This is a genomic window from Azospirillum sp. UENF 112521, from assembly GCF_058780665.1.
In genome coordinates, this window is record NZ_JBSNCI010000003.1 from 114,586 (window position 1) to 140,718 (window position 26,133).

The 26,133-nt window shown below is 63.8% G+C and carries 24 protein-coding genes; 12 read left to right on the plus strand and 12 right to left on the minus strand.

The features are described from left to right. Positions 1-14: 14 nt before the first annotated feature. Together ACWPN8_RS16470 and ACWPN8_RS16475 are read left to right on the plus strand one after the other, a co-directional pair. On the plus strand, positions 15-2,060 hold the full coding sequence (locus ACWPN8_RS16470) for an amylo-alpha-1,6-glucosidase (protein WP_492241471.1): 2,046 nt from the start codon (positions 15-17) through the stop codon (positions 2,058-2,060). Positions 2,061-2,079: 19 nt separating this feature from the next. Beyond that, positions 2,080-4,779, plus strand: a complete 2,700-nt coding sequence (locus tag ACWPN8_RS16475) for an MGH1-like glycoside hydrolase domain-containing protein (protein WP_492241472.1) — start codon at positions 2,080-2,082, stop codon at positions 4,777-4,779. A gap of 45 nt (positions 4,780-4,824) precedes the next feature. Here ACWPN8_RS16475 and ACWPN8_RS16480 read toward each other — a convergent pair whose 3' ends face one another. Continuing rightward, positions 4,825-5,751 (minus strand): LysR family transcriptional regulator, encoded by a 927-nt coding sequence (locus ACWPN8_RS16480; RefSeq protein WP_492241473.1) that lies wholly within the window; start codon positions 5,749-5,751, stop codon positions 4,825-4,827. Between the two features lie 245 nt (positions 5,752-5,996). On the opposite strand from ACWPN8_RS16480, the gene ACWPN8_RS16485 reads away from it, so the two are divergent. Genes ACWPN8_RS16485 through ACWPN8_RS16500 form a run of 4 tightly spaced genes read left to right on the plus strand, consistent with a single transcriptional unit; the run spans position 5,997 to position 8,476 of the window. Then, positions 5,997-6,314, plus strand: a complete 318-nt coding sequence (locus tag ACWPN8_RS16485; protein ID WP_199237466.1) for a BufA1 family periplasmic bufferin-type metallophore — start codon at positions 5,997-5,999, stop codon at positions 6,312-6,314. A gap of 37 nt (positions 6,315-6,351) precedes the next feature. Beyond that, a complete protein-coding gene (bufB, locus tag ACWPN8_RS16490; protein WP_492241474.1) occupies positions 6,352-7,227 on the plus strand; it encodes an MNIO family bufferin maturase in 876 nt (291 codons plus the stop codon). Then, positions 7,217-7,978, plus strand: a complete 762-nt coding sequence (locus ACWPN8_RS16495; RefSeq protein ID WP_492241475.1) for an HvfC/BufC family peptide modification chaperone — start codon at positions 7,217-7,219, stop codon at positions 7,976-7,978. The genes bufB and ACWPN8_RS16495 overlap by 11 nt, the downstream gene beginning before the upstream one ends. A gap of 3 nt (positions 7,979-7,981) precedes the next feature. Next, positions 7,982-8,476 (plus strand): DoxX family protein, encoded by a 495-nt coding sequence (locus ACWPN8_RS16500; protein ID WP_247872755.1) that lies wholly within the window; start codon positions 7,982-7,984, stop codon positions 8,474-8,476. Between the two features lie 897 nt (positions 8,477-9,373). Here the strand turns inward: ACWPN8_RS16500 and ACWPN8_RS16505 are convergent. The 10 genes from ACWPN8_RS16505 to ACWPN8_RS16550 all read right to left on the minus strand — a co-directional run bounded on the left by ACWPN8_RS16505 (position 9,374) and on the right by ACWPN8_RS16550 (position 18,485). Further along, positions 9,374-11,485, minus strand: a complete 2,112-nt coding sequence (locus ACWPN8_RS16505; RefSeq protein WP_492241476.1) for a hybrid sensor histidine kinase/response regulator — start codon at positions 11,483-11,485, stop codon at positions 9,374-9,376. Further along, positions 11,482-12,045: a PAS domain-containing protein gene (locus tag ACWPN8_RS16510; RefSeq protein ID WP_492241477.1), complete on the minus strand. Its 564-nt coding sequence runs from the start codon at positions 12,043-12,045 to the stop codon at positions 11,482-11,484. The genes ACWPN8_RS16505 and ACWPN8_RS16510 overlap by 4 nt, the downstream gene beginning before the upstream one ends. Next, the gene (locus tag ACWPN8_RS16515; protein WP_492241478.1) at positions 12,035-14,008 is read right to left on the minus strand and encodes a chemotaxis protein CheB; all 1,974 of its coding nucleotides are present in this window, start codon (positions 14,006-14,008) and stop codon (positions 12,035-12,037) included. Before ACWPN8_RS16515 ends, ACWPN8_RS16510 begins: the two co-directional genes overlap by 11 nt. 589 nt (positions 14,009-14,597) lie before the next feature. Next, positions 14,598-15,245 carry a LuxR C-terminal-related transcriptional regulator gene (locus tag ACWPN8_RS16520; RefSeq protein WP_492241479.1) on the minus strand — a complete coding sequence of 216 codons (648 nt, stop codon included), beginning with the start codon at positions 15,243-15,245 and terminating at the stop codon, positions 14,598-14,600. A 152-nt stretch (positions 15,246-15,397) separates the two neighbouring features. Next, positions 15,398-15,760: a hypothetical protein gene (locus ACWPN8_RS16525; RefSeq protein WP_109095777.1), complete on the minus strand. Its 363-nt coding sequence runs from the start codon at positions 15,758-15,760 to the stop codon at positions 15,398-15,400. Beyond that, positions 15,757-16,008, minus strand: coding sequence for a hypothetical protein (locus ACWPN8_RS16530; protein WP_109095776.1), 252 nt, complete (start codon positions 16,006-16,008; stop codon positions 15,757-15,759). The genes ACWPN8_RS16525 and ACWPN8_RS16530 overlap by 4 nt, the downstream gene beginning before the upstream one ends. Beyond that, positions 16,005-16,328: a hypothetical protein gene (locus ACWPN8_RS16535; protein ID WP_492241480.1), complete on the minus strand. Its 324-nt coding sequence runs from the start codon at positions 16,326-16,328 to the stop codon at positions 16,005-16,007. Before ACWPN8_RS16535 ends, ACWPN8_RS16530 begins: the two co-directional genes overlap by 4 nt. A 363-nt stretch (positions 16,329-16,691) precedes the next feature. Next, the gene (locus tag ACWPN8_RS16540) at positions 16,692-17,420 is read right to left on the minus strand and encodes a YsnF/AvaK domain-containing protein (protein WP_109095774.1); all 729 of its coding nucleotides are present in this window, start codon (positions 17,418-17,420) and stop codon (positions 16,692-16,694) included. Positions 17,421-17,474: 54 nt separating this feature from the next. Then, entirely contained in the window at positions 17,475-17,873 is a 399-nt protein-coding gene (locus ACWPN8_RS16545) for a YsnF/AvaK domain-containing protein (RefSeq protein WP_492241481.1), read from the minus strand. Between the two features lie 51 nt (positions 17,874-17,924). Beyond that, positions 17,925-18,485 (minus strand): hypothetical protein, encoded by a 561-nt coding sequence (locus ACWPN8_RS16550; protein WP_109050833.1) that lies wholly within the window; start codon positions 18,483-18,485, stop codon positions 17,925-17,927. A gap of 447 nt (positions 18,486-18,932) precedes the next feature. Between ACWPN8_RS16550 and ACWPN8_RS16555 the strand changes: the two genes are divergently transcribed. The 6 genes from ACWPN8_RS16555 (at position 18,933) to ACWPN8_RS16580 (ending at position 25,411) form a co-directional block, all read left to right on the plus strand. Beyond that, entirely contained in the window at positions 18,933-20,027 is a 1,095-nt protein-coding gene (locus ACWPN8_RS16555) for a sensor histidine kinase (protein ID WP_492241482.1), read from the plus strand. Positions 20,028-20,070: 43 nt separating this feature from the next. Next, positions 20,071-20,670, plus strand: a complete 600-nt coding sequence (locus ACWPN8_RS16560; RefSeq protein WP_492241483.1) for an exopolysaccharide biosynthesis protein — start codon at positions 20,071-20,073, stop codon at positions 20,668-20,670. A 260-nt stretch (positions 20,671-20,930) separates the two neighbouring features. Continuing rightward, positions 20,931-21,086 carry a hypothetical protein gene (locus ACWPN8_RS16565; protein ID WP_158279295.1) on the plus strand — a complete coding sequence of 52 codons (156 nt, stop codon included), beginning with the start codon at positions 20,931-20,933 and terminating at the stop codon, positions 21,084-21,086. A gap of 49 nt (positions 21,087-21,135) precedes the next feature. Further along, positions 21,136-21,420 (plus strand): hypothetical protein, encoded by a 285-nt coding sequence (locus tag ACWPN8_RS16570; protein WP_492241484.1) that lies wholly within the window; start codon positions 21,136-21,138, stop codon positions 21,418-21,420. 472 nt (positions 21,421-21,892) lie between these two features. After that, positions 21,893-25,036 (plus strand): chemotaxis protein CheB, encoded by a 3,144-nt coding sequence (locus ACWPN8_RS16575; RefSeq protein WP_492241485.1) that lies wholly within the window; start codon positions 21,893-21,895, stop codon positions 25,034-25,036. Positions 25,037-25,045: 9 nt separating this feature from the next. Further along, positions 25,046-25,411, plus strand: a complete 366-nt coding sequence (locus tag ACWPN8_RS16580; RefSeq protein ID WP_492241486.1) for a response regulator — start codon at positions 25,046-25,048, stop codon at positions 25,409-25,411. A 163-nt stretch (positions 25,412-25,574) separates the two neighbouring features. Here ACWPN8_RS16580 and ACWPN8_RS16585 read toward each other — a convergent pair whose 3' ends face one another. Next, positions 25,575-25,940, minus strand: coding sequence for a response regulator (locus ACWPN8_RS16585; protein WP_492241487.1), 366 nt, complete (start codon positions 25,938-25,940; stop codon positions 25,575-25,577). Between the last annotated feature and the right edge of the window lie 193 nt (positions 25,941-26,133).

The window sequence follows — 26,133 nt, forward strand, 5'->3', positions numbered from 1 at the left end:
AGGGAGACCATCCTATGACCATCGCGATCATCCGCGAAGAGGAGTCCGTTTCCGGCCTCATGGACAATGACCCGATGCCCATCCGCTTCGGACGCGCCGTGTGCGGCGACCTCGCCCAGGCCGAGCGGCGGGAGTGGTGGCTCGCCAATGGACTGGGCGCCTACGCCGCCGGCACCCTCGCCGGCAGCCTGACCCGGCGCTACCACGGCCTGCTGGTGGCGCCGGTCGAGCCGCCGCTCGGCCGGCGGCTGGTGTTTGCCAAGGCCGACGCCACGCTGCTGGCCGACGGGCACGAGATCCCGCTGTTCACCAACCGCTGGAGCAGCGGCACCATCGCCCCGGCCGGCCACGCGAACCTGGAGAGCTTCGAGTTGGACGGCCGCGTCCCAGTGTGGACCTACGCCATCGCCGGCCGCCGCATCGAGGCGCGCGTCTGGCTGGAGCAGGGCGCCAACACAGTCTACGCCGCGTGGCGCCTCGACCCGGACGGCGAGCCCTGGCGGCTGAGGGTGTCGCTGCTGGCAAACGGCCGCGACCACCACGGCACCGTCGACCGCAGCGGCTTCCGCCCGGTGGTGGAGGCGGTGGACGGGCATGGCCTGCGTCTCGTCGATCCCGCCTTCATCCTTCACCTCACCGCGGTCGGTGGGCGGATCGAGCCACGCCATGACTGGCACGCCGACTTCGCCCTGCCCATCGAGGCGGAACGCGGCCTACCGGCCGACGATCACCATCTCTGCGTCGGCGAGGCGTTGCTGGACCTGCCGCCCGGCGCCTGGGTCGGCATCGTCGGCAGCCTTGAAGAGGATGCCTCCACCGATCTGCCGGCAGCGCTGGCGCGCCGTCTGGGTGCGGAGGCGGCGGTGCTCGACGTGGCCTCCGCCACCGTGCCGGAGCTGGCCGACGCGCCGGATTGGGTGCACCGGCTGGTGCTGGCGGCCGACAGCTACCTGTTCACCCGGCCGCTGCCCGGCGTGCCGGACGGGCAGTCGGTCATCGCCGGCTACCCGTGGTTCGGCGACTGGGGACGCGACACCATGATCGCCCTGCCCGGTCTGACGCTGGCGACCGGCCGCGCCGGCAGCGCCCGCCGCATCCTGGAGACCTTCGCCCGCTTCGTGGACCGGGGCATGCTGCCCAACGTCTTCCCCGGTGCCGGCGAACGCGCCGACTACAACACCGTGGACGCCGCGCTCTGGTACGTCGAGGCGTGGCGCGCCTACGTGGATGCCACCGGCGACGACGCGGCGCTGGAGACCGCCCTGCCCGTCCTGGCGGAGATCATCGACTGGCATCGGCGCGGCACGCGCTACGGCATCGGCGAGGACCCGGCGGACGGCCTGCTGCGCGCCGGGGAACCGGGCCTTCAGCTCACCTGGATGGACGCCAAGATCGGTGACTGGGTGGTGACACCCCGCCACGGCAAACCGGTGGAGATCAACGCGCTGTGGTTCAACGCGCTCTCCGTCATGGCGGGATTCGCGGAGCGCCTGGGCAAGCCCGCGGACGCTTATCACGCCGCCGCGGAGCGCGTGCGCGGGTCGTTCGGGCGCTTCCTGCGCCCCAGGGGTGGCCTGTTCGACGTGATCGACGGCCCGGCAGGAGATGACCCGACCATCCGCCCCAACCAGATCTTCGCCGTCAGCCTGCCGCACAGCCCGCTCGGCCGCGCGACACAGGCCCGCGTCGTCGATGAGTGCCGACGGGAACTGCTGACCAGCTATGGCCTCCGCTCGCTGTCGCCCGGTCATCCCGACTACCGACCCAGCTATCGCGGCGGCGTTCTGGAGCGCGATGGCGGCTACCACCAGGGCCCGGTGTGGGGATGGCTGCTCGGCCCTTACGCGCTGGCCGCGTTCCGGGTGACCGGCGACGCCGCGTCGGCGCAACGCCTGCTGGCCCCCATCGCCGATCATTTGACCGACGCCGCGCTCGGCCAGGTCAGCGAGATCTTCGAAGGCGCCCCGCCGCACACCCCGCGCGGAGCCCCGGCGCAAGCCTGGTCGGTCGCTTGCGTGCTCGAAGCGTGGTGGCGGCTCGAACAAGCCAAACGAACCTGATCCAAGGAGGAACGATCCCATGACCACCAACACCATGAACGCCGAACGCCGACGCCTGGAGGCCCAGCGGGCCGGCACCGAGGACTGGCGCCTCTGGGGCCCCTACCTGTCCGAGCGGGCCTGGGGCACGGTGCGCGAGGACTACAGCGCGCACGGCACGGCGTGGGAGGATTTCAGCCACGATCAGGCGCGCTCGCGCGCCTATCGCTGGAGCGAGGATGGCTTGGTCGGGATCTGCGACGCGGAGCAGCGGCTGTGCTTCGCGCTTGCGCTGTGGAACGGCCGGGACCCGATCCTCAAGGAACGCGCCTTCGGCCTGACCGGCAACGAGGGCAATCGCGGCGAGGACGTGAAGGAATACTACTTCTACCTCGACGCCACGCCCAGCCACGCGCACCTGCGCGCGCTCTACAAATACCCGCAGGCGGCCTATCCCTACGATCGGCTGGTGGCGGAGAACCGCGCGCGCGGTCGCACCGACCCGCCGTTCGGTCTGGCTGATACCGGGGTGTTCGACGACAGCCGCACCTGGGACGTGGAGGTGACCTACGCCAAGGCCGGCCCGCGGGAGATCCACATCCGCATCACCGCATCCAACCGCGGCTCCGAGGCCGCGACCCTGCACCTGCTTCCCACCCTGTGGTTCCGCAACACCTGGGCGTGGGGCGACGGGACGCAGCGCCCGAGCCTCGCACGCGACATGGCGCCGGAAGGGGCTGCCTGGGCGATCCGCGCCGCGCACCCCGGCTTGGGCGACTACCGCCTGTATGGCGCCCAAGCGGCCGAGCTGCTGTTCACCGAAAACGACAGCAACGCCGAACGCCTGTGGGGCGTGCCCAACCCCACGCCCTACGTCAAGGACGCCTTCCACCGCCGCGTGGTCGGCGGCGATGAGGCCGCCGTCAACCCGGCCGGCGAGGGCACCAAGGCGGCGGCATGGACCGTGCTGGAGGTGCCGGCCGGCGGCGCCGCCTCGGTGAACCTCGTGCTGTCCGGTGAGCCGCTCGCCCGGCCCTTCGCCAGCACGCGGCGCGTCCTCGACACGCGATTGGCCGAGGCCGACGCCTTCTACCGCGACTTGGCTCCCGACGCCGACGCGGAGGATGCGCGCATCCTGCGTCAGGCGCAGGCCGGCATGATCTGGTCGAAGCAGTTCTTCCACTACGACGTGGAGCGCTGGTTGGGCGGCGACCAGATTTCCCCGCCCGAGAGCCACAAGTCAGGGCGCAACCGCTCCTGGAAGCATCTGAAGTCCTCCGACGTCATCTCCATGCCCGACGCCTGGGAATACCCATGGTTCGCCGCCTGGGACCTCGCCTACCACTGCGCGGCGCTGGCGCTGGCGGACGTCGATTTCGCCAAGGACCAGGTCGAGGTGCTGCTGAGCGAGCGCTTCCTGCACCCCAACGGCCAGATCCCCGCCTACGAGTGGGCGTTCGGCGACGTCAACCCGCCGGTGCACGCCATGGCGGCGCTGAAGGTCTTCCGGGCCGAGCGCGTGCAGCGCGGCGAGGGCGACACGCACTTCCTGCACCGCGTCTTCCACAAGCTGCTGCTGAACTACGCCTGGTGGATCAACCGCAAGGACACGGACGGCCACAACGTGTTCGAGGGCGGCTTCCTCGGTCTCGACAACATCTCGGTGTTCGACCGCTCACAGCCACTGCCGCCGGGCTACAGCCTGAAGCAGGCCGACGCCACCGGCTGGATGGCGATGTTCGCGCTCAACATGGTGGTGATGGCGCTGGAACTGGCGCGGGAGGACCACGATTACGAGGACATCGCGATCCAGATCTACAGCCAGTTCCTGTCGGTCGCCAACACCATCGGTGGCCATGTGCCTGGTGCGGTGTCGCTGTGGGACGACGAGGACGGCTTCTTCAAGGACCTGATCGTCTGCCCGGACGGCAAGGTCAGTCGCGTCAACGTCTACTCCATGGTCGGCCTGATCCCGCTGTTCGCCACCGAAGTGATCGACCGCCGCCTCCTGGAATGTGTGCCGCGCTTCCGCGCCCTGCTGACCCGGCACCAGGGCGGCAAGTTCCAGGGCAGCACCGTCTGCGCCTGCCCGGACTGGGAGAACGCGCGGGGCGAGCATCTGCTGGCGTTGGTCGATCACACCATGCTGCCGCGCATCCTCCAGCGCCTGCTCGACCAGGGGCAATTCCTGTCTGACTACGGCGTGCGCAGCGTCAGCCGCATCCACGCCGAGCATCGCCATCTGGGCGACCTGCCGGGCGTCGGGCAGGCGCTGATCGAATATTCGCCGGGCGAGTCCACCTCCGGCCTGTTCGGCGGCAATTCCAACTGGCGCGGGCCAGTGTGGATGCCGGTGAACTACACGCTGGTCCAGGGGCTGGAGAAGTTCCACCGCTTCCTCGGCGACGATTTCACCGTGCCGGTGCCATGCCTGGGCGGACGGCGGCTGACGCTGAAGGAGATCGCCACGCTGGTGTCGGACCGGCTGGTGTCCATTTACCGCCCCGATGACGAAGGCTGGCGTCCGGTCTACCGTGCGCAACCGGTCTTCCACGACGACCCGCACTGGCGCGATCTGCTGCTGTTCTACGAATACTTCCACGCCGACACCGGCCAGGGCCTGGGAGCGGCGCACCAGACCGGCTGGACGGGCCTGCTCGCCAATCTGGTGATGAGGCGATACCGGCGGGAGGTGCCCGAATACTGGAAGGAGAAGAGTGTGCAGGAAGCGACGGCGTAGATCGTTCAAGCCCTCCCCCAATCCCGCTGGGGGAGGATTTTCTGTTCACTCCACCACGGCGACATCCTCCCATCTCATCGACGTGCGCGTCGGTTCGGCGGCATCCCAGTGGTAGGTCTGCGCCATGCGGATGGCGACCTGCTCCACCGGTGTGAAGCGGCGCCCGGCAACGGTGACCAAGTGGATGGTGCGCGTCACTTCCGGCTCGACGATGGCGCGCGTCACCACGCCCGGCAGCGTTGCCATGTTCTCCGGCATCACCGCACAGCCCATGCCGGCGGCGATCATCGCCTGGACCCAATCCTCCCGCTCACTGTGATAGCGGATGTTCACAGCGTGCCGCTTCGGCACGTTCAACGCTTCGAAATGATAGCGGAACTCGCAGTGCACGCGCTGAAGGTAGTCCTCGCCGTCCAGTTCGGGCAGAGGAACGGCGTTCATGCTCTCGAACCGGTGACCACGCGGGCATGCGATCAGATACCGCTCGGTGAACAGGGGCCGCGCGGTGCAGCGCTCGGGAAACGACGGCAGCGCCACCAGCGCCACGTCCAGATCGCCGCCCACCAACGCCTCCACCAGCGGCTTTGCCGGCAGGTCCTGGATCTGCAGGTCGAGCATGGGGATGCGGGCACGCAACTGCTCGAAGAAGCCGACGAGGCGGCCGGGGCTGATCGTGCACATGACACCGAGCTTGAGGGGTGCCCGCTCCATGCTGCGGTACTGCTTGGCCTCCGCCAGCACGGCCGAGTTGGTCGTATAGATGGAGTCCAGATGCGGCAGCACCAGCCGGCCCAACTCGGTCAGGTGGGTGTTGTGGTGCTCGCGGCTGAACAGCAGGCCGCCCATTTCCTCTTCCAACTTCTGGATGGCGCGGGTCAGCGAGGGTTGGGTGACGTTGCACTGCTCCGCCGCGCGCGTGAAGTTCAGCGTTTCGGCGACGGCCAGGAAGTAACGGATCTGGTGCATCTCCATGATCGGACCCCCTTTCGTGACCGATCATACACTGTGACGCCGCCGATGCCGGTGCTCAGTTGGGGGAGGCCGGTAAACAACCTTTCACATCATTGTGATAGGGCGCGAAGGGAACGTGATCCGTCCATAGCCGGCGGCTATGCAACAAATACTCACCAGGCATTTCCGTCGAGGTCGTCCAACAAATACTTTGATCTTCACCGGACGCCTCCAACAACGGAAGGCCCCACATGAGGAGAGAAACCATGACCGCCAAGATGAACACGACGATGACCGTTGCCGCCGCGCTGGCCGGCGCCCTGTCGATGGCTGCGCTGATCCCCCTGCACAGCGCCGCCGCGGCCGAGGCCTCGGGGCTGGAGAAGTGCTACGGCGTCTCCAAGGCCGGACAGAACAGCTGCGCCAACGCCGCCGGCACCCATTCCTGCGCCGGCCAGTCCGCCAAGGACTACGACGGCGGCGAGTGGCGCGCGGTCAAGGCCGGCGTTTGCAAGGAGATCGGTGGCAAGACCGAAGCGTTCAACGGCATCGGAACGCCCAAGGACATGACCAAGAAGGGCTGATCCCACCCCGTTCCGCCGGCCGCCGGAGACGTCTCCCATGTCCGCCCCGATTTCCGCGAACCATGCCGCCAAAGCGTCCTTCCCCGTGCCCTCCCAGGCGGGCATCGGACTGCGGCACCGCCACGTCGCGGAGTTCCTCACCTCCCGCCCGCGCGTGGCGTGGATTGAGGTGCACAGCGAGACCTATCTGGCGGCCGGCGGTCCCCGGCTGCGCGCCCTGGAGGCGATCCGCCGGGACTACCCGCTGAGCTGCCATGGGGTCGGCCTCTCCCTCGGTTCGGCCGAGGGAGTCGATCCCGAGCACCTCGCTCGGCTGGCCACCCTGTACGACCGCCTGGAGCCGGACCTTGTCTCAGACCATCTGGCCTGGAGCATCACCGGCGGCACCTACCTCAACGATTTGCTGCCACTGCCCTACACCGAAGAGGCGCTGGACCTCGTTCGCCGCAACGTCGAGCGCACGCAGGAGACGCTGGGCCGGCGGATCCTGGTGGAGAACCCCTCGCGCTACCTGGACTTCGAACAGTCCACCATCCCCGAATGGGAGTTCCTGGCCGAACTCGCCGCGCGCACCGGCTGTGGCCTGCTGCTGGACGTCAACAACGTGTACGTCAGCGCCGGCAACCTCGGCTTCGATGCGGACGCATACCTGGCGCACGTCCCCGCCCAGGCGGTGGGAGAGATCCATGTCGCCGGCCACGCCGTGCACGAGACGGGAACCGGCACGCTTCTCATCGACGACCATGGCGACGTGGTGGCCGATGCCGTGTGGGCGCTGCTGGCGTCCACCCTGGAGCGCATCGGCCCGCGCCCGGTGCTGGTCGAGTGGGACACGCGGGTGCCGGAGCTTGCCGTGCTGATGGCCGAAGCCGCGCGCGCCGACCACCTGCTGGAGATGCGCCATGCTGCGTGACCTGCAAGCGGCCATGCGCCGGCAGCTCCTGTCGGCCCACCCTGCTCCGCCACCCGGAATCCTGGGCGACGCCGTCCCCGCCCCGGTGCGGTTCGCCGTCCATGCGAACAACGTCGTCGGCTCGCTGGTAGAGGCGCTGGAATCGGCTTTCCCGGCAACGGTATGCCTGCTCGGCCATGCGGTGTTCCGCCGCGCCGCGGCGGGTTACGTCCGCCGGCATCCGCCACACGTCCCGCAGCTCCTCGCCTTCGGCGACCGCTTCCCGGACCACTTGGACGAGATGCCGGAGGCGGCTGAATTGGCTCGTTTCGAATGGGCGTGGAACGCCGCCTTCTTTGCCGCCGACGCGCCGATGCTCGACTCGGCGGATCTCCGCGCCGTGCCCCAGCACCGCTACCCGGAGCTGCGCTTCACGCTGCACCCGTCGGCGCACCTGCTCACCGTGGCACACCCTGTCCTCGACCTGTGGAAGGCGTTGCGCCATGACGAGCAGCCGCCCGGCCCGTTGCCCATAGACCCGCCGCCGGGCGGCGAACAGGTGCTGATCGTCCGCCCCTTGGCCGAGGTGTGCGCTGTGGCTATCGGCCGCGGCGAGTTCACTCTGCTGCTCGCCCTGTCGGCGGGCGCGGACCTTTGGCACGCCTCCACCGCCGCGGCCGGAACCGATCCCGGCCTCGATCTGCAGGCTGCCCTTCTGGCCCATCTGCAACTGGGCACCTTCACCGCCTTTTCCTTTCCTCTGGAGGAATGAGAGATGATCGATCTCGCCGCTACGACGCCCGTGCGTCCGCGTCACACTCCGCTCGTCCCCATCATTGACATGGTGGACGTCGTTATCAGCCGGCTGAACGCCTGGGGCGCACCGGTGCTGCAACTCGGCATGAGACTATGGATGGCCAAAGTGTTCTTCACCTCTGGCCTGACCAAGATTCAGGACTGGGACACCACTGTTCTACTGTTCGCCGATGAGTACAAAGTGCCTCTGCTGCCGCCCGAGGTGGCGGCCACGCTCGGCACCATGTTCGAATTGGGCATGCCGGTGCTTCTGGTGATTGGGCTGTTCAGCCGGCTGGCGGCGCTGCCGCTGCTTGGCATGGCGCTGGTGATCCAGTTCGTATTGGGTGCCGCCAACCCAAGCTACGATTCCGTCGAGCATTTCTATTGGATGTTTCTGCTTCTGGCGATCGTGGTGCACGGACCGGGAAGTCTGTCGCTGGACGGGGTGCTGCGCCACCGGCTGCCGCGCTGAGCGGCGGCCTATCATGCAGATGCAGCGGATCTGCTACGCCTTGACCACTGGCACCAGACCTGCTGCATCAGGCAAAACTCGGTGGTTGCGCCAGAATAGAAAAGCCGTCGAAATGCGATGCATCTCAACGGCTTGCTACGAAAAGGTTGGTTGCGGGGGCGCGAAGCCACCGAGAATTGACTCTGCCGCCGGTAGATGTTTAATGCCGTCAGTCGAGCGATGCATCGCCTATAAATTTTGAAGACGACCGCTGATCTGCCCTCGATATTCAGGTCAGCTCAGCCGATTATGCTGCGCCCGTACGGCCGCCAAGTCCTCCGAAGCCCGGACGCGAAGCCTTCCAGCGACGTTCCGGCGGGCGGCAGCCAGCCAGTCATCGAGGGGCCGGCGCTCAGCGTGTCCAGGGACGTCCTGCGCCGGCTCGTAGGCTACAAGTCGCACATCAACATCGACAGCCGGGTGTGGGCGGACAGCGCCTACCGTTCAGAAGCCAACAAAGCGGCCATCGAGGCGGCGGGACGCCGCAGCATGGTGCATTTCCGAAAGGCCGAAGGGGCGGCCGACACCGGGGCCACACCATCGGCCTCGCTCACGCGACGGTGGAGTTCGGGATCGCCAACCTCGCGTACAATTTCCGACGTCCGATCTGGCTTGAGAAGCGAACTACGCGCGCATATCACCAATAACGCCGCATATTCCCGCCATTTTTTGGACTAAAATCGAGAGTTCAGTCTCCAAAGAACGCTTCTTTTCCACGAGCGCGGGTCTTTCGCTGCCCTCAACGCGCGTGCAGAGGTGGTTTATCGAGGTGTTCAGTTGACAGTGTTCCAAATCTGGACGGATGAGGTGGAACCCTGAGTTGCTTGACCAGCCTTGGCAGAGGAACCGGGTAGAGGATCAGGCGGTTCCCGGCTCCACGGAGCGGTCCGTCAGGGCGTGTCGTATGGCGGTCAGCAGAGGCTCCGGGCTCAGTGGCTTGTGCAGCAACAGGAAGCCGCTGGCGCTCGCCTCCCGGATGCGCGCGGGCGAGGTGTCTCCGGTCAGAAGGATTCCGGGCAGCCGGGCGGCGAAATGCCGCTCCAGCCGGCGGATTGCCTCCGATCCGGTTTCCGTGCCCTTCAGCCGGAAATCGGCGATGACCAAATCCGGTACCCCGTTCCCCAACCGCTCCACCGCCGTGTCGCCATCGGATGCAGCCACCACATCGTAGCCCAATTCATGGAGAAAGGCGGCGACCCCGTCGAGGACGGTCGGGTCATCGTCGATCACCACCACCCGCTCGCCGTTGCCGCCGTCGGATACGACCATCTCCTCGTCCTTCGGAAGGGAATCGTCCGGACTGGCCAACGGAACCAGGATCTCGAACATCGATCCTTGCCCTGGCGCCGATTTGACCCGTATCGGGTGATGGAGCAGCGCGGCAAGGCGTTCCACGATGGAAAGGCCCAGCCCGAGCCCCTGCCGCCGGTCACGCTCCGGATTGTCGACCTGATGGAACTCCTCGAAGATCGATGCCAACTGGTTCGGCGGAATGCCGCGCCCGGTGTCCCAGACCTGAATGCGCAGGTTCGGCCCGGCACGGCGGCAGCCCACCACGATGCGACCCTGGTCGGTGTATTTGATCGCATTGGCGATGAAGTTCCGCAGGATGCGCTCCAGCAGCTTGGGGTCGCTCTGCACCGACAGGCTGGTCCGAACGCTGTGCAATGTCAGTTCGGCAGCCTCGGCCAACGGCGATAACTCGGCGCACAGCGAATCGATCATCGTCTGGACCGGACATGGCCGGAGCGTCACATGGATGATGCCGGCGTCGAGGCGCGACACATCCAGGATGTCGTCGAGCATGGCGGTCATGGCGCCCAGCGCGTTGCCCATGCTGACCAGCAGTTTTGCCGCCGTCTCGCCCTGCGGCTGCATCGCCACCAGATGATGGAACATCAGCAGGGCCTGGACCGGCTGACGCAGGTCGTGGCTGGCAGCGGCAAGAAATCGGGTTTTGCTGGCGCTTGCCAGTTCGGCGGCAGCCTTGGCGGCGGCGAGGGCTTCGCGCACGCGCACCTGCTCTGTGACGTCTTCCATCGCCAACAGGATCAGCTGGCCCGCCTGATTGAGCCGGCGGGCGTTCAGCAGCAGCGTGCGGCGTCCCCCGGCGCCTTGGTCGCCGACACCCTGACCGATGGTCAGTTCCAGCGCATCGATGACCGTGCCATCGGGTATGATCCGTTCCAGTACCCGGTGCAGCTCGGGATCGGCCAGCAGACCGCCGGCCGTCTCGGCCAGTTGGATGCCGAGCACGCCGTCCGGCGTGGTGGCGAAGGATCGGTGGAAGGCCGCACTCGCGCCGACCACCCGCAGCATCTCGTCCAGCACCAGCAGCGGTTCGCGGACCGTGTCGACGATGGCCTGGGCGAAATCGCGCTCAGCCCGCGCCGTGCGCAGCACCCCCGCCCGTTCGATGACCAGCCCCAGCACGCTGGCGATGGCGTGGACGAATTCCAGGTCGGCATCGCTGAACCGTCCGGCCTTGTGGCTCAGAACCGCGAGAACGGATGGTCCGCGTGCCGCGCCACCGAAGGGAACCGACAGACCGCTGACGAAGTGGCTGCCCGACAGCGCCATGGAGGAGCGGACACGTTGATCGGTGGCGAAATCCTCGACGATCGACGGCTGCCGGGACCGGAACACCCGTCCGACCAGTGTCGACATGTCGCTGGGGATCCTGACGGCAGGCTCCTGTGGAACGGAGAGGCCGGCACTGCCGAACAGGATCAGATCGTCAGCGTCCCCGGTGCGCCGGCCCGATGGATCCTCGCTGGGACCGAGGATGGCGACGCCGTCCGCATCCAGCCCTTCGGCAATCAGACGGGCCGCTTCCGCCAGTATCTCCGGGCCTTCCGCTCCGATGAGGTCCCTGCGCCCGAGATCGGCGATCAGCTTGTACTGGCGGGCCTGCAGAGCCATGGCCAGGCTGGTGCGCTTCAGCGGCGTCACGTCGCTGAAGGTGATCACGACCCCCTCCCCCGGCCTTGCTGCGTCCGGTAGGGCTGGATGCGCCGAAGGAAGGTCGCATCGTCGTCCGTCGACACTTCCCGTTCCAACGGCATCAGGGATGACAGCACCGACCGGATGTCGGGCAGCAGGCAAGGATCGGAGAAATGTCGGGCGATATCGGTGATCAGGCGTCCGGCGTCCTGCGGCAGCAGAGCGAACAGCCGGGTCGCCGACGGCGTGAAACGCTTGATCCGCATGTCTGACGACAGGAAGACCGTGGCGATGTCGGTGCTGCTCAGCAGATTGCCCAGATCGTTGGTGGTCGCCTCCAGCTCGTCGACCTTTTCATGCAGCTGGGAGTTCAGCGTGCTGAGTTCCTCGTTGAGGGATTGCAGCTCTTCCTTGGATGTCTCCAGCTCCTCCGTGGTCGACTGGTACTCCTCGCCGATCGACAGGATCTCCTCGTTGGCGACCCGCAGCGCCTCGCTGGTGGCACTGAGTTCTTCGATGGTGTCGTTCAACTCCTCACGGGTCATGCGCAGCTCGTTTTCGAGCTGTTCGACGCCGTCAATTTCCATCGGGCAGCGGCGCGGTCTCGGCGACCGGTGTACTTGGCGCCGCGTGGTCCGCCGTGAATGTCACCAGAAACAAGTCATTGCCGGCCCGGGGGAAACGCACCGGGATAACCAGAACGGTCACCGGCACCACAATGCCGTGACGCTTGTGCCGGATTCCAGAGATTTGAACCCGGCCGTGCACGGCGAGCACCTGTGCGACGGCGCGGCGGAGCTGCAGGCGCAACTCTCCGCGTGCCATCGCCGTCAGATCCCAGGGCGGTTCTCCCGTCGGCAGGTCGAGGAAATCGCCGGTCGGACCGAAGAGATACTGGATGCGATGCAGCCCGTCGATCAGAACTGCCGCCGGCGCGTATTCAAGCAGCAGGGCCTGTCGGATGATGTCCGCCGGGCTGGTGCCGCGCAAGGGGGTGGGCGGTGTCGGCACCGGGACCGCGGACCGCCCGCCCGTCGTCGGGACCGCCATCGCACTGCTGCGCGTCGCACCGATCTTCCGGTACAGACGCCATTTTTTTGAAAGAGGCGCGAACAGGTTGGAGAGCGTGTCAAGGTTCTCCGCCGTGCCGAGGAACAGGCCGCCATTATCCAACAAGGCGAAATGGAACAGGGCGAAAATGGCCTTCTGCACGTCCGGCTCGATATAGATCAGCATGTTGCGGCAACTGATCAGGTCGAGCTTGGAAAAAGGCGGATCGCTGAGCAGATCGTGCTGGGCGAAGGAAACCACATCGCGCAATGGCTTGGCGACCTTGTAGCCGCCCTCGACCTTTGTGAAGAAGCGGGCGAGCCGGTCGACCGACACGTCGACCGTGATGGTTTCGGGATACAGGCCGGTGCGGGCGACGGTCAGCGCCCGATTGTCCACGTCGGTTGCGAAGACCCGGAAGCCGGGAGATACGCCGCTTCGTGCGCAGGCCTCCATCAACAGGATTGCGATGGAGTAAGCCTCTTCCCCGGTGGCGCAGGCCGGGACCCAGACGCGGATCGGCTTGCCCGCCGGCTGGTTCCGCACCAGCGGGACGATGTAGTCTCCGGCCAGGATGTCGAACGCCGGACCATCGCGGAAAAAGCGCGTCACGCTGATCAGGATGTCGCGGGACAGCAGTTCGATTTCGGCCGGGTGGGTGCCCAGAAACGCCCGGTATTCCGTCATATCGGCGATATGGTGAATCCCCATCCGCCGCTCGATGCGGCGGGTCAGCGACCGCGGCTTGTAAGCCCTGTGATCGCGCTTGGTGTGCGCGCTCAGCAGATCGATGATGCCGCCCAGCGCGCCGTCCGGCGCTTCGGCCTTCTGAACCGTTGCCGGGCCGATATAGGGTTGGTGGACGAAATCGACGATGGCGCCAGGCATGCGCTCCGGCGGCAGGATATAGTCGGCCATGCCGGTGGCGATGGCGCTGCCCGGCATGCCGTCGAAGTCGGCGGTCGTCGGATCCTGCACGACCACCAGCCCACCGCATTCCTTGATCGAACGCAGTCCATTGGTGCCGTCGGCGCCGGTACCGGACAGCACGACGCAGATCGCCTTCTCCTGCTGGTCGGTCGCCAGTGTGCGGAAGAAAACGTCGATGGGCAGGGTCGCGTCGACAGACTGCCGCGATTCGTGGATGCGCAGTTGGCCGGCCTCCATGGTCGGCAACCGACCCGCCGGAGCGATGTAGATGTGATCGGCCTCCAGCGGAATCCCGTCATGAGCCGTATGGACCGACAGCACCGTCACATTTTTCAACAGGTCGGCAAGCAATCGTTCATTGTTCGGGATCCGGTGCTGAATCACCACAAAGGCCAAACCGCTGTCAGCCGGTATTGCTCTAAGCAGGGCCGTGATGGCTTTAAGGCCGCCAGCCGAGGCACCGATACCGACGATCGCCAAAGGGCCGGGCCGTATGCGCCGCTGTTCATCCTGATCCATATTGGGAATGTCCTGACAATGACGATCCGTGCCTTCACCCGCCGACATCATGATCGGCTTTCCGCCAATACGACGATTCGAGTCAGAGAAAATTCTTAGCCAAGCCTCGCCCCGCCGGATTTCATGGCAGGAGAGCATGAAATTAACGTGTAGACGCTAAACAATTAGAGCACATATAAATTTTGCACATGCTCTCAAGAAGACAGATGTTAAATTAATTACCCCCATAACTCTGCGGCAAATTCAGGGAACTTATGAAATAAGAATAAAATTAACGCGAAAATTACGATCTGTCAAACGATAATTTCTATAGCTTCTTTATTTTCTATCTATGTGGGGTTTGGTAAAAATAGATGCGTTATCCTGCACAGGAACACCACTCGGAACAGCAAAATATTGATTGCGCATCGACGCGATGCAGTGAATATGTGGCTCAGCCACATCTTCTATGACAACAGATTGGCAGAACCTGTGCCTGGACCAACGGGATAACCGGCTGATCTGTCCGGCTGCGGCCAACCGCTTCGCAATGGGCCGGAGGGCGCCAAGTCCCTTGCGGTGAGTGTCACGTCGCCGGCTTCACGCTTCCGTCCATGGCCGGCACGGCGGCCATCCCATGATGCCGTCAGAGAAAGTCCGGTCACTCTGCATCCGCAAAGCCGTTGTTGAGGCCCCAGAGGGCGGCCTGCGTGCGGTTCGAGACGTCGATCTTGCGCAGCAAACTTTTGAGGTGAAGCTTGACGGTCGCCTCGGTGATCCGGAGATGGTTGGCGATTTTCTTGTTGGAACTGCCATTCTGCAGGCAGCGCAGAACCTGCGCCTCGCGCTTGGAAACACCTTTGTTCGGCGCCGCCAGATCGGCGGCGCCGTTCAGGCGACTGTCGATCAGCAGTGCGGCCAAGGCGCTGGGGAAGACCGTTTCGCCGATCATGACAAGCCGCAACGATTGCGCCAGCGCCTCCATGGAGATGTCCTTCATCAAGAATCCGTCCGCACCGGCCTGGATGGCCTTCGTCATGATTTCCGCGTCCAGAGTGCTGGTAAGCACCACCACATGCGTGTCCGGACAGGCCACCTTCAGTGCCCGGATAAGATCCGTGAAGTCGCCGATGCCGACAGGATCGATCAAAATGACCTGTGATGCGTCGCCTTCCTGGACGACCTGGAGTGCCGCCTTGAGAGACGAAGTCTCTTTGGCGACGTGAAAGCCCTGCTCCTCGAACATGGCTTTCAATCCTTGGCGAAAAAGATTGTTCGCGTCTATCATTGATATGGAAACAAGAGACATTACCGGATACTCCAGATTTCTAAAATAATCCGGCAGTATTGCGCTCAAAATATTGGAATGGCGACCTGCTATTTGGAGAGTTTTTATTTTTTAATAAGGGGAAATTCTGAAATTCGTGCCTGAACAAACAAGGAAAATCCTGGCCGGCCCGGTCACGCCCGGCCAGCAACCGCAGAATCCGGAATCATGGCTTGCAGATCTGTTGAAAGAATGGACGGGATCGGTGCACGCGCGCGGTCGCGCCGCGGCAGTTGTGCAATCCGATGCAATTCCTCCACCCAGGGCGACGGGTAGCTGTTCACGCCGAATATCCAGACGGCGTCGGTCCGGCCATCCGCCATACGCAACAGCACGCGGGCATCGTGGCCGTCCTTTCCGGCGTGGTTGGCGGCCTGTACAGCGGCGATCAGGGCACCGACCTGTCCGTTGGGAAAGGGGCCGTAGCGTTCCCCCTCAAGCCCGACGAACCACCCGTCTGTACGGCACGACACGGTATAATGGGCTGATAGGCTCATGAGATCATCCGTTCCTTGATGGCGTCCGCACCAACCGCGGCACAGGCTCTGGTAAGGCGGGTCAGCGTGGCACCCTGCGGCAGGCTGACGTGGCTCGGTGGTGTAAAGGCGGGGGGAAACTGGTCCGGCGATGCGCCATAGACAGTTGGATGCCAGCGGCGCTCGGCATTCATCCAGCGCAGCTGCTCACGCAACGCATCGGCGCCACGGGGGCATCGCCCCTCGATGGAATGGAGAAGGGGGGTCATGGACGTTCCTCCGATGCGGATGTCGGCGTCAGGATGTCAGCCATGGCCGGAATTATCGGATATGGAGGCTCCATAACCGCCTGTGCCGCTCCGTCATTGCCGGCACAGCACCAGCGGACATAACAGGGTTCCCCTGCCGCCGATTGCGCCAGCACGACGCTGGCGAAGCCGAGACGTTCCGCTGCTTGCGCTTCCCGAATGGCTTTGGCGAGCGCATCGATCTGGTCGGCGCAGGGCGGATAGACGAAGCCGTCCGCACGGACGATCCATCCGGCGTGGGTTTTAAGAATGAAGAAGGCCAGCCTTGTCCGGGAATTCATAAAGTGTCTCCGATGTGGACCGGTTTGTCGGCAATGGCGGCAGCCATGCCATCCGGATCGAGTCACGCCAGGAAACACCTCGGATTTGCAATCCTCGGTAAAAATGAGCAGGCGTGGGGTGGCTTTGGAATAATTAAAGTGGGGGTTCCCAGAGTTTTCCACAATGGGATATCGCCGAAATACATCGGTGGACATTCAATGTCTCGGAATCGATTTTGTGTTTCTATTGATATAAATCTCCCGACAAACGGGAAATGAATCTGGATGTCACTTCGATTGACCTTCAATCGCTCCGCCGCAGGTTGTATCCGCTGCGGCGGGAGGCGGCCGAACGGCCGCCCCGTCTGTTGTGCACGCTTCAGATCAGCGCTTGTTGCCGGGCTTGTTTCCGACAGGCTCCACCTTGACATCGCTGCGTCGGACGACGGTTCCCACGGTCTTTTCCTGTTCGGAAGCGGTCTTGGACAACACGACCTCCCCGACCACGCGGGCTTCCTTGGTGATTTCCGGCGTTTCGGAGGTCGCCGTCAGCTCGACGGTCTTCTCGCCGAACGCAGCCTTCTCCTCGTCGGGGCGGAGAGGCCGATCGACCTTGCGGTGTTCCACGCCCACCGCCTCGTCGCGCAGCGTTACGGTCTCCTGAATTGGGGTTTCCGTGATCTCCGACACGGCTTTCAATCCGCCTTTGGCGACCCGGCGCTTGCCGATCTCGACCTCCTCCTTCACCGACTGGAGGGTTTCCTGCTCGACGGTGGCGCCATTGCCCGCCTTCTGGGCCGGCTTCCGCACCGCAGGGGGCTCGGGCAGGTCAACGGACCCGTTTTCATCGAGGATGGCTTCCGCCGCGTCGGCATCCTGGTCGGCGATGTCGGCCGCAACCAGGGTGTGGCCCTGGCGGATGGCTGCACCGTACTGCTCGGCCAGTTCCTTGTCGAAACCGTGCCCCAGCAGGCCCTGGGCGGCCTTGTCGGCGCTATCGGCGCCGCCGAAGGTCTCGATGTCCGCTTCCTGGCAGCCCGCCGCGACCAAGGCCTGGAAGGCCTTCTTGGCGGAACCGCTTTCCTTGTAAAGTCCAACGATGATCGTGCTCATGATAGTCTCCAGTAGGATTTAAAGTATTCAATTTCTTGAGGTAAGTCAGGCCGCTCAGGTCACGGGGTTGTCCAAAGACGGATCCTGTTCGATGACGACCTCCTGACGGCGCAGCATGACCTGGTCGGTCATCTTGCGACTGGCGGTGCGGCGGGTGATCCGAACCTCCTCCACCAGCTTCAGGCGAACCTCCACCGTCGCCACCTCCTCGATCACCGAGATGACGGTGGTGTCGCCGTCCTGGCGGTCGGGGATCGGGCCATCGACGAACCGTCCGATGGGAACCCGCTCGACCTCCAGTGTTTCCGTCGACAGGTCGGCTTCGACCGCCTGTTCCCGCTCATGGCTGAAGGTGCTGGCGCGGACGGCCCCGGTGACCTGTCGGCGTTTGCAGACGCCCACCTGCTCTTCGACGGTGAGAAGCGTCTGCGTCTCCTTTTCCGAACCGGTCAACGGAGATCCTCCCGAAATATTGTCATGCGGCTTTGAAGAGCGCCGGCGGCCTCAGGCGCCAGGCCGGGGCGGGCTGTGCGCGGTGTCTTGCGACAGCCGGGACGCAGCCTGGGCGACGCGGACATTGGCCTCGAAGAAGGCCAGCCATCCGCCGAGCAGGTAGCGTTGTCCTGCCGTCATGATGTCCTGTGGGCCGCGGGCCTGAAGCATGCTGCCCAACAGTTCGTTCTGGCGTTCCGCGGCTTGGCCCATGAAGGAGACCGCCTCTGAAATGGCCGTTCCATAGCCTGCCATCAGGGCACCGCCGAGTGCCGTGGCCCGACCGCCACCCTCGTCGAGACCGTCTTTGAGAGCACGGTCAAATCTCTGGCCGGCGGTCCGGACGGATTCCGGAAAGCCCTGGTTGTCTGAAGCGCCGGGCAGCCTCGGCGGCCAGGGCCTCGGCTGCTGACCAAGCTCGCGGGCAGGTTTCGCCGTGTGCTCCTCGCTGGCGCTGCGGATGCCGGCGCCCTTCGGCGCGTCGTTACCCGCCGCGGCTTCGTCGCTGGCACTGCGAATGGTAGGGCGATTGGTCGGGCGAATGGTGGGGGTGGGATGAGTGCCGTCGTCCATGACGTCTCCATGACTGTTTGGGGTGCGAGAGCTGAAAGGGAGCGCTGCGCTCTACCTCGATGACTTAATCCTATATTATGCCGCACCGCAAAATATCAATGGCCTTGAAAACATAAACTGAAATTAGGAACTATAAATTGCTGAATATAAAGGAGATGTTCTTTTGGTGTTCGTGACTCTATATTTTACATACGTAAGAAGGTCAGGAGATTTTTGCCGTGGATCAATCGGTATATTTTGCCATTCGACGCAAAACCAGCGAACGGGCTCTGCCACTTCTTCGCCTGGGAAGGCTGCATTCAGCGGCTATATCCTTTTCGAATAATGGATCGGACGAAGGAGCGCTGCATGCCCGATAATCCCCGCGACCAACAGGACGCAGAGAGAATGGTCAGGATGGAGGCAGCGCGCGGAGGTCCCTTCGTGGTGGCCGCGGAAACGACCCTCATGCCCATGCTGATCGCCGATCCCACCCTGCCGGATATCCCGATCGTCTTCGCCAATGCCGCATTCACCAGGCTCAGCGGCTATGCGCGCGAAGAGATTCTGGGCAAGAGCTATCATCTGCTGTCCGGCTCCGGCACCGACCCGGAGGTGGCGCGCGCCATTGGCCTTGCCCTCCGCGCCGGCGAGGCCATCGTGCGTCAGGTCCGTCTCTATCGGAGGGATGGAAAGCCGCTATGGGTGCTCCAGCATGTCGCACCCGTTTTCGAAGAAGACCGTATCCGCCACCATTTCGTGTCCTTTGTCGACATCACCGAGCGCAAGGCGGCGGAAGACGGATTGCGCCAGCTCAACGAAGAACTCGATCACCGTGTCTCGGTGCGCACCGCGCGGCTGGATGAGCTCAATCGCCAACTTGCCGCCGAAGTTGAGCGCCGCACCGAGGTGGAGCGTGTGCTGCGCAACACCCTTGCCGACAATGACGTGCTGCTGCGCGACAAGGACAACCTGATGAAGGAGGTGAACCACCGCGTCAAAAACACCCTCCAGATGGCCTCGTCCTTCCTGCGCATCCGGTTGGACCTCACACATGGCCGGGAGCCGGCCGTGCAGGAGGCGCTGCACAGCGCCGTGGAAAGGCTGGACCGCATGGCCGAGATCCACGAGACGCTCTACCGGACGCAGGGGCTGCAGGAGATCGAGTTCGGGGGATATCTGCGGATGCTGTGCCGCGACCTGCTGATGTCCTTCGAGCCTGCACAGAGTTTGCGGGTGGTGCTGGATGTCGAAGCCGACGAGGTGTTCCTGAAACCGGATCGGGCCATCCCGCTGGCCCTCATCGCCAACGAGGCGATGATCAATGCGCTGAAATACGCTTTCCCGGACGGGCGATCCGGCCGCATCGCCGTCTCGTTCCGGGAAATCTCGTACGAAGTCCTGCGCATGAGCATCAGTGACGATGGCATCGGCATGGCCGACGAACGACGCACGGGGTCGCTCGGCCTCACCTTGATGGAGTTGCTGGCCGAGCAGGTCAAAGGCGGTCTGACCGTCAGGTCCGGCGCCGGCACGACCGTTACGGTGTCGATCCCGGCATGACAGGCAGGTGTCGCCCCACCGAAACGGCCGGAGCGATGCGGTCATGACCGCGGTCTTGCCCCCGCATATCCCGACATCCGAGGTTTTGCGTGGCCTGCTCGCAGAAGCTCCGGCCGAGGGCGTTACATTCGGCTGGCTGCTGGACAGGCTGCACAAGCGCTCCTTCGGCGTCGTTCTGCTGTTGCTGGCACTGATCGGGCTGACTCCGGGAACATCGCCGGTCGTCGGGCTGCTGCTGACCATTCCCGCGTTCCAGATGATCCTCGCGCGGGAAACTCCGGCCTTTCCCAGAACGATCATGTCGCGGCGTTTCTCGACACAGCGCCTGGTCCGTATGGTCGATCGTACCGTGCCGGTTTTGAGGCGCATGGAGACGGTCATACGCCCACGCTGGAAGATGCCGTTCGAGACGACGACGCGCGTGGTCGGATTGGTCGTCCTCGTGCTGGCAGGCGTCTTCTTCGTTCCCATTCCGCTGAGCAATGTCGTCCCGGCGGTGACGATCATGCTGATCGCCTTGGCCTATCTGGAAGAGGACGGGGTGTTGCTGGCAGTGTCGTTGGCGATGGCCGCCGCCGTTCTCATCGCCACGGCGATCACCGTCTGGCAGTCGGTCGAGGCGGTCCGGTCCATGTTTTTTTGAGCCGTGGCTCACATCGGTCAGGGCCGCGTATGGCAGGTTTTTGCCGCGTGCTTTGACATGCAAGTCGTTGCTCCATCGCACCAAATGGTGAGAAGGCAGCCTGAGGGACGCTCAAGAATCATCCAGGTAGAGGATCCTGTCCAGCGGAGGCTGGCGGCAGTCCGAATCAAATAAGCATCAATGTAATTATTTGCCCCTCTCCATTGTAATAAAATTTGGCGGCACCATATTTCGAAGCAAATATCCGGAAGGAGATCGCCATGTCGCTCACGCACGGGACGTTGTCGGAGTGGATGGTTTCAGAGCGTGCCGCCTGGGCTTTGTCCGCGCCGAAATGGAAGAACATGGCTTATCTGACACTTGGCGTCTCAGTCGGCTTTCTTGCCGGGCTGCTGTTCTCCAGTTCGGGCGGATAGACAGCTGCTTTCAAGGAAATCCGCCGGACATGAATGGGAGCACCCTTCGATGACCAACGCATTCACCCGCACCACCAGCAGGACCGTAACGTTCGCCCATCCTTTTGCCTTGAGCGGCGTCGACGGGGTGCAACCGGCGGGAAGCTACATTGTGGAGACCGACGAGGAGTTGATCGACTCGCTCTCCTTCCCTGTGTATCGGCGCAGCGCGACCTGGCTCCGTCTTCCGCATTCCAATCGCGGAATGGCCATGGAGCAGACGGTGCTCATCGACCCCGATGAACTGGACCGGCTCCTGGAACCGGCGGGAAACGCAACTCTCCTGCCCGGATGAACATTGTTGCGAGGACCGGGCGGAGCAATGCTCCGTCTATCGCGGAAAGCCGTTCCGCACCGAACTTTACCGCAGAGGATGTGTCGTCATGCAAACCGTACAACTGAAACATCGTTCGTCGTCAGTCCATTTCCTGAACGGGAAAATGTTCATTGAAACCGCGTCCGTGCCACCGGTGACCGCAAGGATCGGCGATGAGCGTCTACTCCAGCGGGAGCGTAGCACTCTGCTTCGCAACTGGGACGATGACGGTGGTGCCCAACCAAAGGAAGGTGCTAGAGAGTGAGTTGACCGTCCGCGTCAGAATTTGGCATCGACTGTGAGGAAGAACGCCACCAGGGACGGCCGGCCATCGTCCCGAGGGGTTGCTCCAGTTGAACTGTAGAAAAGCTCATCGCCGACAAGAGCGCCATCCCCGGCATCCTCAAACGACATCGATCCGGATCGTCAGGATCTGTGGAAGGGCAGCAGCATGAGCGACAAGGCATCCTTCCCAATCGTCGGGATCGGCGCATCCGCTGGCGGGGTGGAGGCCTTGGAGGGGCTGTTCGGCGCCGTTCCTGCCGACAGCGGCATGGCCTTCGTGGTCGTGACGCATCTGTCACCGGAACACGAAAGCCTGCTGGCCGACATCATCGGCCGATGCACGCCCACGCCGGCGCATCAGGCCTGCGACGGGGATTTGGTCGAGCCAAACCGCATCTACACCCTGCAGCCGGGAACCCTGCTGACCATCGACAGCGGCCGGCTGCATGTCCGGCCGGACAGCGCCTCCCGCCGCGAGCGCAACCCCATCGACCTCTTCCTCAGCTCGCTCGCCAGCGACTGCGGTGAAAGAGCGGTGGGCATCATCCTGTCGGGCGGCGGCAGCGACGGCACCCTGGGCGTCAAAGCGATCAAGGAACGGGGCGGCTTCACCATCGCCCAGGGGCATGACGGAATTCCCCGCCATGACGGCATGCCGAACAGCGCCATCGCCACCGGCGTCGTCGACCTTGTCGCGCCGGTCGAAACGATGGCGGCGACGCTGGTGGACTACGCGCGAACCGCCACGTCGCTGGGCGATCTGACGGGTGAGAAGGATGTTCAAGAGGATGCGCGGCTGGAATCGGCACGCAGAAGCATCACCACCATTCTGCGCAATCAGATCGGGCACGATTTCCAGGGCTACAAGCACAACACTTTCCTGCGCCGTGTCCAACGCAGGATGCAGGCCCTGCGGCTGACGGACATCGACAGCTATGTCGAACACCTGCGTGAGGACCGTACCGAAGCCGCGGCACTGTTTCGCGATCTGCTGATCGGTGTCACCACCTTCTTCCGCGACGGCGAGACCTTCCGGGCGCTGGAGGAACTCGTCATCCCGCATCTGTTCGCCGGGAAAAGCGTCGGCGATGCGGTGCGCGTCTGGGTGCCGGGCTGCGCCACCGGCGAGGAGGTGTACTCCATCGCCATGCTGCTGTCCGAATATGCGGGAACCCTCCACAGCGTGCCGAAGATCCAGGTCTTCGCCACCGACATCGACGAGCATGCCCTGGAAGTGGCACGCACCGGGCGCTATCCCGCCAATCTGGTGCGGGATGTGCGGGCGGACCGTCTCAAACGCCATTTCACTGAAAACGGCACCAGCTATCTCGTTCGCAAGGAGGTGCGCGACCTGTGCATCTTCTCGTCGCACAGCGTCGTCCGTGACCCGCCATTTTCACGCATCGACCTGATTTCGTGCCGCAATCTGCTCATTTACCTGGGGATGGGACTTCAGGATCAGGTGATCCCAATGTTCCACTATGCATTGCGCCCCAGCGGCTATCTTTTCCTCGGCGTGGCCGAGACCATCGGGCAACATCAGACGCTGTTCGTGCCCATAGACAAAAAACATCGCCTGTTCCGCCGGCAGGATGCGGTTTCCGTGACCATTCCCTTCGCCATGGCGGAGCATGGCGGCCGCACGCCTCGCGGATCGGCCGAGACCCCCCGCTCGATCCAGTCCAATGCCGCCAATCTGCGTGGGCATGTGGAGGCGCGCGTGCTGGAGCGTTTCGCTCCGGCCCATGTCGTCGTCAATCAAAACAGTGAGGTGGTCTATTATTCCGCCAACACCGGCAAATACCTTCAGGCGCCGCCCGGCGCCCCGAACCGCCAGCTTCTGGCGATGGCCCGCAAGGGACTTCGGCTCGATCTTCGCGGCGCCCTGCACGAGGCGATGCAGACCCACAAGCCGGTAACCCGCAAGCACCTGGCGGTGGAGGTGGACGATCGTGTCCAAATGCTCGATCTGACGATCGAGCCGTTCGACCGCGACGGGGAACCCTTCTTCCTGGTCCTGTTTTCCGATGTCGGAGATCCAAGTCCTGCGGAGGAAATCTACGGCAAGGAGCGTCACTGGGGCCAGGATCCCGGTGCGGTGGAGCAGCTGGAACGTGAACTTCGCGATACCAAGGAGCGTCTCCAGAGCACGATCGAAGAGTATGAAACCTCATTGGAGGAACTGAAGTCCGCCAACGAGGAACTCATCTCGGTCAACGAGGAACTGCAATCGACCAATGAGGAGCTGGAAACAGCCAAAGAGGAAACGCAATCCGTCAATGAGGAGCTTCACGCAGTCAATATCGAACTCAACAGCAAGGTCGAGGAGCTGGACCAGTCCAACAGCGATCTCCAGAATCTGTTCAACAGCACCCAGATCGGGATCATCTTCCTGGACCGATCCCTGCTGATCCGGAGTTTCACGCCGGCGATCACCCAGATTTTCAATCTGATCGCGACCGACCGCGGTCGTCCGCTGACCGATATCGTCAGCCATCTCGACCAGGTCGATCTGGATCGGGATCTGAGACATGCGCTAACCGACCCGGCGACCGTGGAAAAGGCGGTTCGGTCCAGGGACGGGACCAGGCACTACATGATGCGCATCCTGCCTTACCGGAAGGCCCGCAACGATCTGGAAGGCCTGTTGTTGACCTTCGTCGACGTGACGTCACTCAAGGAGGCCGAGGAGCAGCAGCGCCAGCTCATCGGTGAACTCGACCACCGCGTCAAGAACATGCTGGCCGTCGTCACCGCCCTGGCCCAGCAGACTCTGAAGGCGATTGCCGAGGCACCGGAATGCACGGCGTTTCTCGGGCGCCTGCAGGCGGTCGCCAGCACCTACGATCTGCTGACCCGTGACGGTTGGGGAAACGTTCTCCTCAGCGACGTCGTGCTCAATGAGGTGAAGCCTTATGCCACCAGCGAAGGACGCTTTGCCGTTGACGGACCTGCCGTTCAACTCCGGCCCAAGGCCGCGTTGGCGCTCGGCATGGTGATCCACGAGTTGGTGACCAACGCGCTGAAATACGGCGCACTGTCCGTGGCGGAAGGGCGCGTCGTCGTGACCTGGGAATTCGGGCAAAGGGATGCCGATGCGGTGCTGCTTGTCCATTGGCGCGAGATGGACGGTCCCCCCGTGTCGCCTCCCACCCATCATGGCTTCGGCTCCAAGCTGATCACCCAGCAAATCCGCTATGAACTGCGCGGCGATGTCATGGTGGATTACGATCCGACCGGTCTCCAGGCGACGTTCACCGTACCGGTCGCCCAGACGAGGAGCGACGACGAAAGCCCCGCCCCCCCTTGAGAATGCTTCATGACCGGAAAGCATCTGGAAGGCTGCCGGATCATGATCGTCGAGGACGAATTGCTGATCGCCATGGCGTTGGAGGAAATCCTGCAGGATGCGGGAGCCACCATCATCGGCATGGCCAGCTGCGTGGCGGATGCCCTGGCGCTGATCGAACGGGAAGATTTCGATGCCGCCATCCTGGATGTCCGGCTCGACGATGAGCGGGTGACTGCCGTCGCCGACGCGCTCGAAGCCGGCGCGAAGCCATTTGTCTTCCACTCGGGATACGGGGTGGAACTCCTTCCGCAACAACACCGACACAGACCGTTGCTTCGGAAGCCCTGCGCCCCCGCTGCCATCGTTCGCATGTTGTGCACCGCCATGGCATGAACGGGCACCGACGAGCCCATCAAAATGGAAAACCGTGAAAGGCACGGCGCCGGATGGCCGTGTCCACCGTCGACCCAACGATGATGGGGGACATAACCGAACCATAAGAGGCCGGCAGAGAGTCGGCGTCTTTCGCTGCAATGGGCCTTCCGCCCGGTTCCAGCTATTCCATTGCCTCGTACAGTGCATGGACGACACTGGATGAAAGTGATGGCTTACGGAGCAGGGGGCGATGACGATGGCTGCTTGGAAGATGTTCTGGGCCATATCCCGAATGGAAAACGAATGGAATGCCTCGTTTTTCCAAAGCTTCGGCAACGTCAGAGACCGGCTCTTCATCCAATCGGGCGTCCAGAAGCGCAACATCGAAGGGCTCGGCTTCAATCAGCGCAAGAGCATCCACGGTCGAAGCGGCAAGCCGAACCACACTGGCTCCTGCCTCCTGGACCGCCGTCTCCAGAACGACGGTGACGAGGAACTCGTCCTCAACGATGAGGACACGACGGTCGTTCAGCAGCTTTTGGGACATCCGCCGCTCCCTTTAATCAGGTTTCCCGTAGAGCATGAGCTTTTGGCCAGCGATTTGCAGTTGGACAAAAGCAATGGCTATGCACGCTGACGGGGAGTCAGTTTTCTCATATTGGTAGCGCCAACATATGGAAGCACTACAACCGGTCGCGTTTCCGATTTGGAAGGGGAAAGGTCACGTCCCAGAGCGTGGT

Coding starts and splice junctions, on each gene's coding strand:
- ACWPN8_RS16500 (WP_247872755.1), top strand. CDS start 7,982: ATGATCGATCTCGCCGCTACGACGCCCGTGCGTCCGCGTCACACTCCG.
- ACWPN8_RS16555 (WP_492241482.1), top strand. CDS start 18,933: ATGCCCATGCTGATCGCCGATCCCACCCTGCCGGATATCCCGATCGTC.
- ACWPN8_RS16530 (WP_109095776.1), bottom strand. CDS start 16,008: ATGACCCCCCTTCTCCATTCCATCGAGGGGCGATGCCCCCGTGGCGCC.
- ACWPN8_RS16560 (WP_492241483.1), top strand. CDS start 20,071: ATGACCGCGGTCTTGCCCCCGCATATCCCGACATCCGAGGTTTTGCGT.
- ACWPN8_RS16520 (WP_492241479.1), bottom strand. CDS start 15,245: ATGTCTCTTGTTTCCATATCAATGATAGACGCGAACAATCTTTTTCGC.
- ACWPN8_RS16575 (WP_492241485.1), top strand. CDS start 21,893: ATGAGCGACAAGGCATCCTTCCCAATCGTCGGGATCGGCGCATCCGCT.
- ACWPN8_RS16585 (WP_492241487.1), bottom strand. CDS start 25,940: ATGTCCCAAAAGCTGCTGAACGACCGTCGTGTCCTCATCGTTGAGGAC.
- ACWPN8_RS16480 (WP_492241473.1), bottom strand. CDS start 5,751: ATGGAGATGCACCAGATCCGTTACTTCCTGGCCGTCGCCGAAACGCTG.
- ACWPN8_RS16550 (WP_109050833.1), bottom strand. CDS start 18,485: ATGGACGACGGCACTCATCCCACCCCCACCATTCGCCCGACCAATCGC.
- ACWPN8_RS16565 (WP_158279295.1), top strand. CDS start 20,931: ATGTCGCTCACGCACGGGACGTTGTCGGAGTGGATGGTTTCAGAGCGT.
- ACWPN8_RS16470 (WP_492241471.1), top strand. CDS start 15: ATGACCATCGCGATCATCCGCGAAGAGGAGTCCGTTTCCGGCCTCATG.
- ACWPN8_RS16540 (WP_109095774.1), bottom strand. CDS start 17,420: ATGAGCACGATCATCGTTGGACTTTACAAGGAAAGCGGTTCCGCCAAG.
- ACWPN8_RS16475 (WP_492241472.1), top strand. CDS start 2,080: ATGACCACCAACACCATGAACGCCGAACGCCGACGCCTGGAGGCCCAG.
- ACWPN8_RS16515 (WP_492241478.1), bottom strand. CDS start 14,008: ATGATGTCGGCGGGTGAAGGCACGGATCGTCATTGTCAGGACATTCCC.
- ACWPN8_RS16510 (WP_492241477.1), bottom strand. CDS start 12,045: ATGGAAATTGACGGCGTCGAACAGCTCGAAAACGAGCTGCGCATGACC.
- ACWPN8_RS16535 (WP_492241480.1), bottom strand. CDS start 16,328: ATGAATTCCCGGACAAGGCTGGCCTTCTTCATTCTTAAAACCCACGCC.
- bufB (WP_492241474.1), top strand. CDS start 6,352: ATGTCCGCCCCGATTTCCGCGAACCATGCCGCCAAAGCGTCCTTCCCC.
- ACWPN8_RS16570 (WP_492241484.1), top strand. CDS start 21,136: ATGACCAACGCATTCACCCGCACCACCAGCAGGACCGTAACGTTCGCC.
- ACWPN8_RS16525 (WP_109095777.1), bottom strand. CDS start 15,760: ATGAGCCTATCAGCCCATTATACCGTGTCGTGCCGTACAGACGGGTGG.
- ACWPN8_RS16485 (WP_199237466.1), top strand. CDS start 5,997: ATGACCGCCAAGATGAACACGACGATGACCGTTGCCGCCGCGCTGGCC.
- ACWPN8_RS16495 (WP_492241475.1), top strand. CDS start 7,217: ATGCTGCGTGACCTGCAAGCGGCCATGCGCCGGCAGCTCCTGTCGGCC.
- ACWPN8_RS16580 (WP_492241486.1), top strand. CDS start 25,046: ATGACCGGAAAGCATCTGGAAGGCTGCCGGATCATGATCGTCGAGGAC.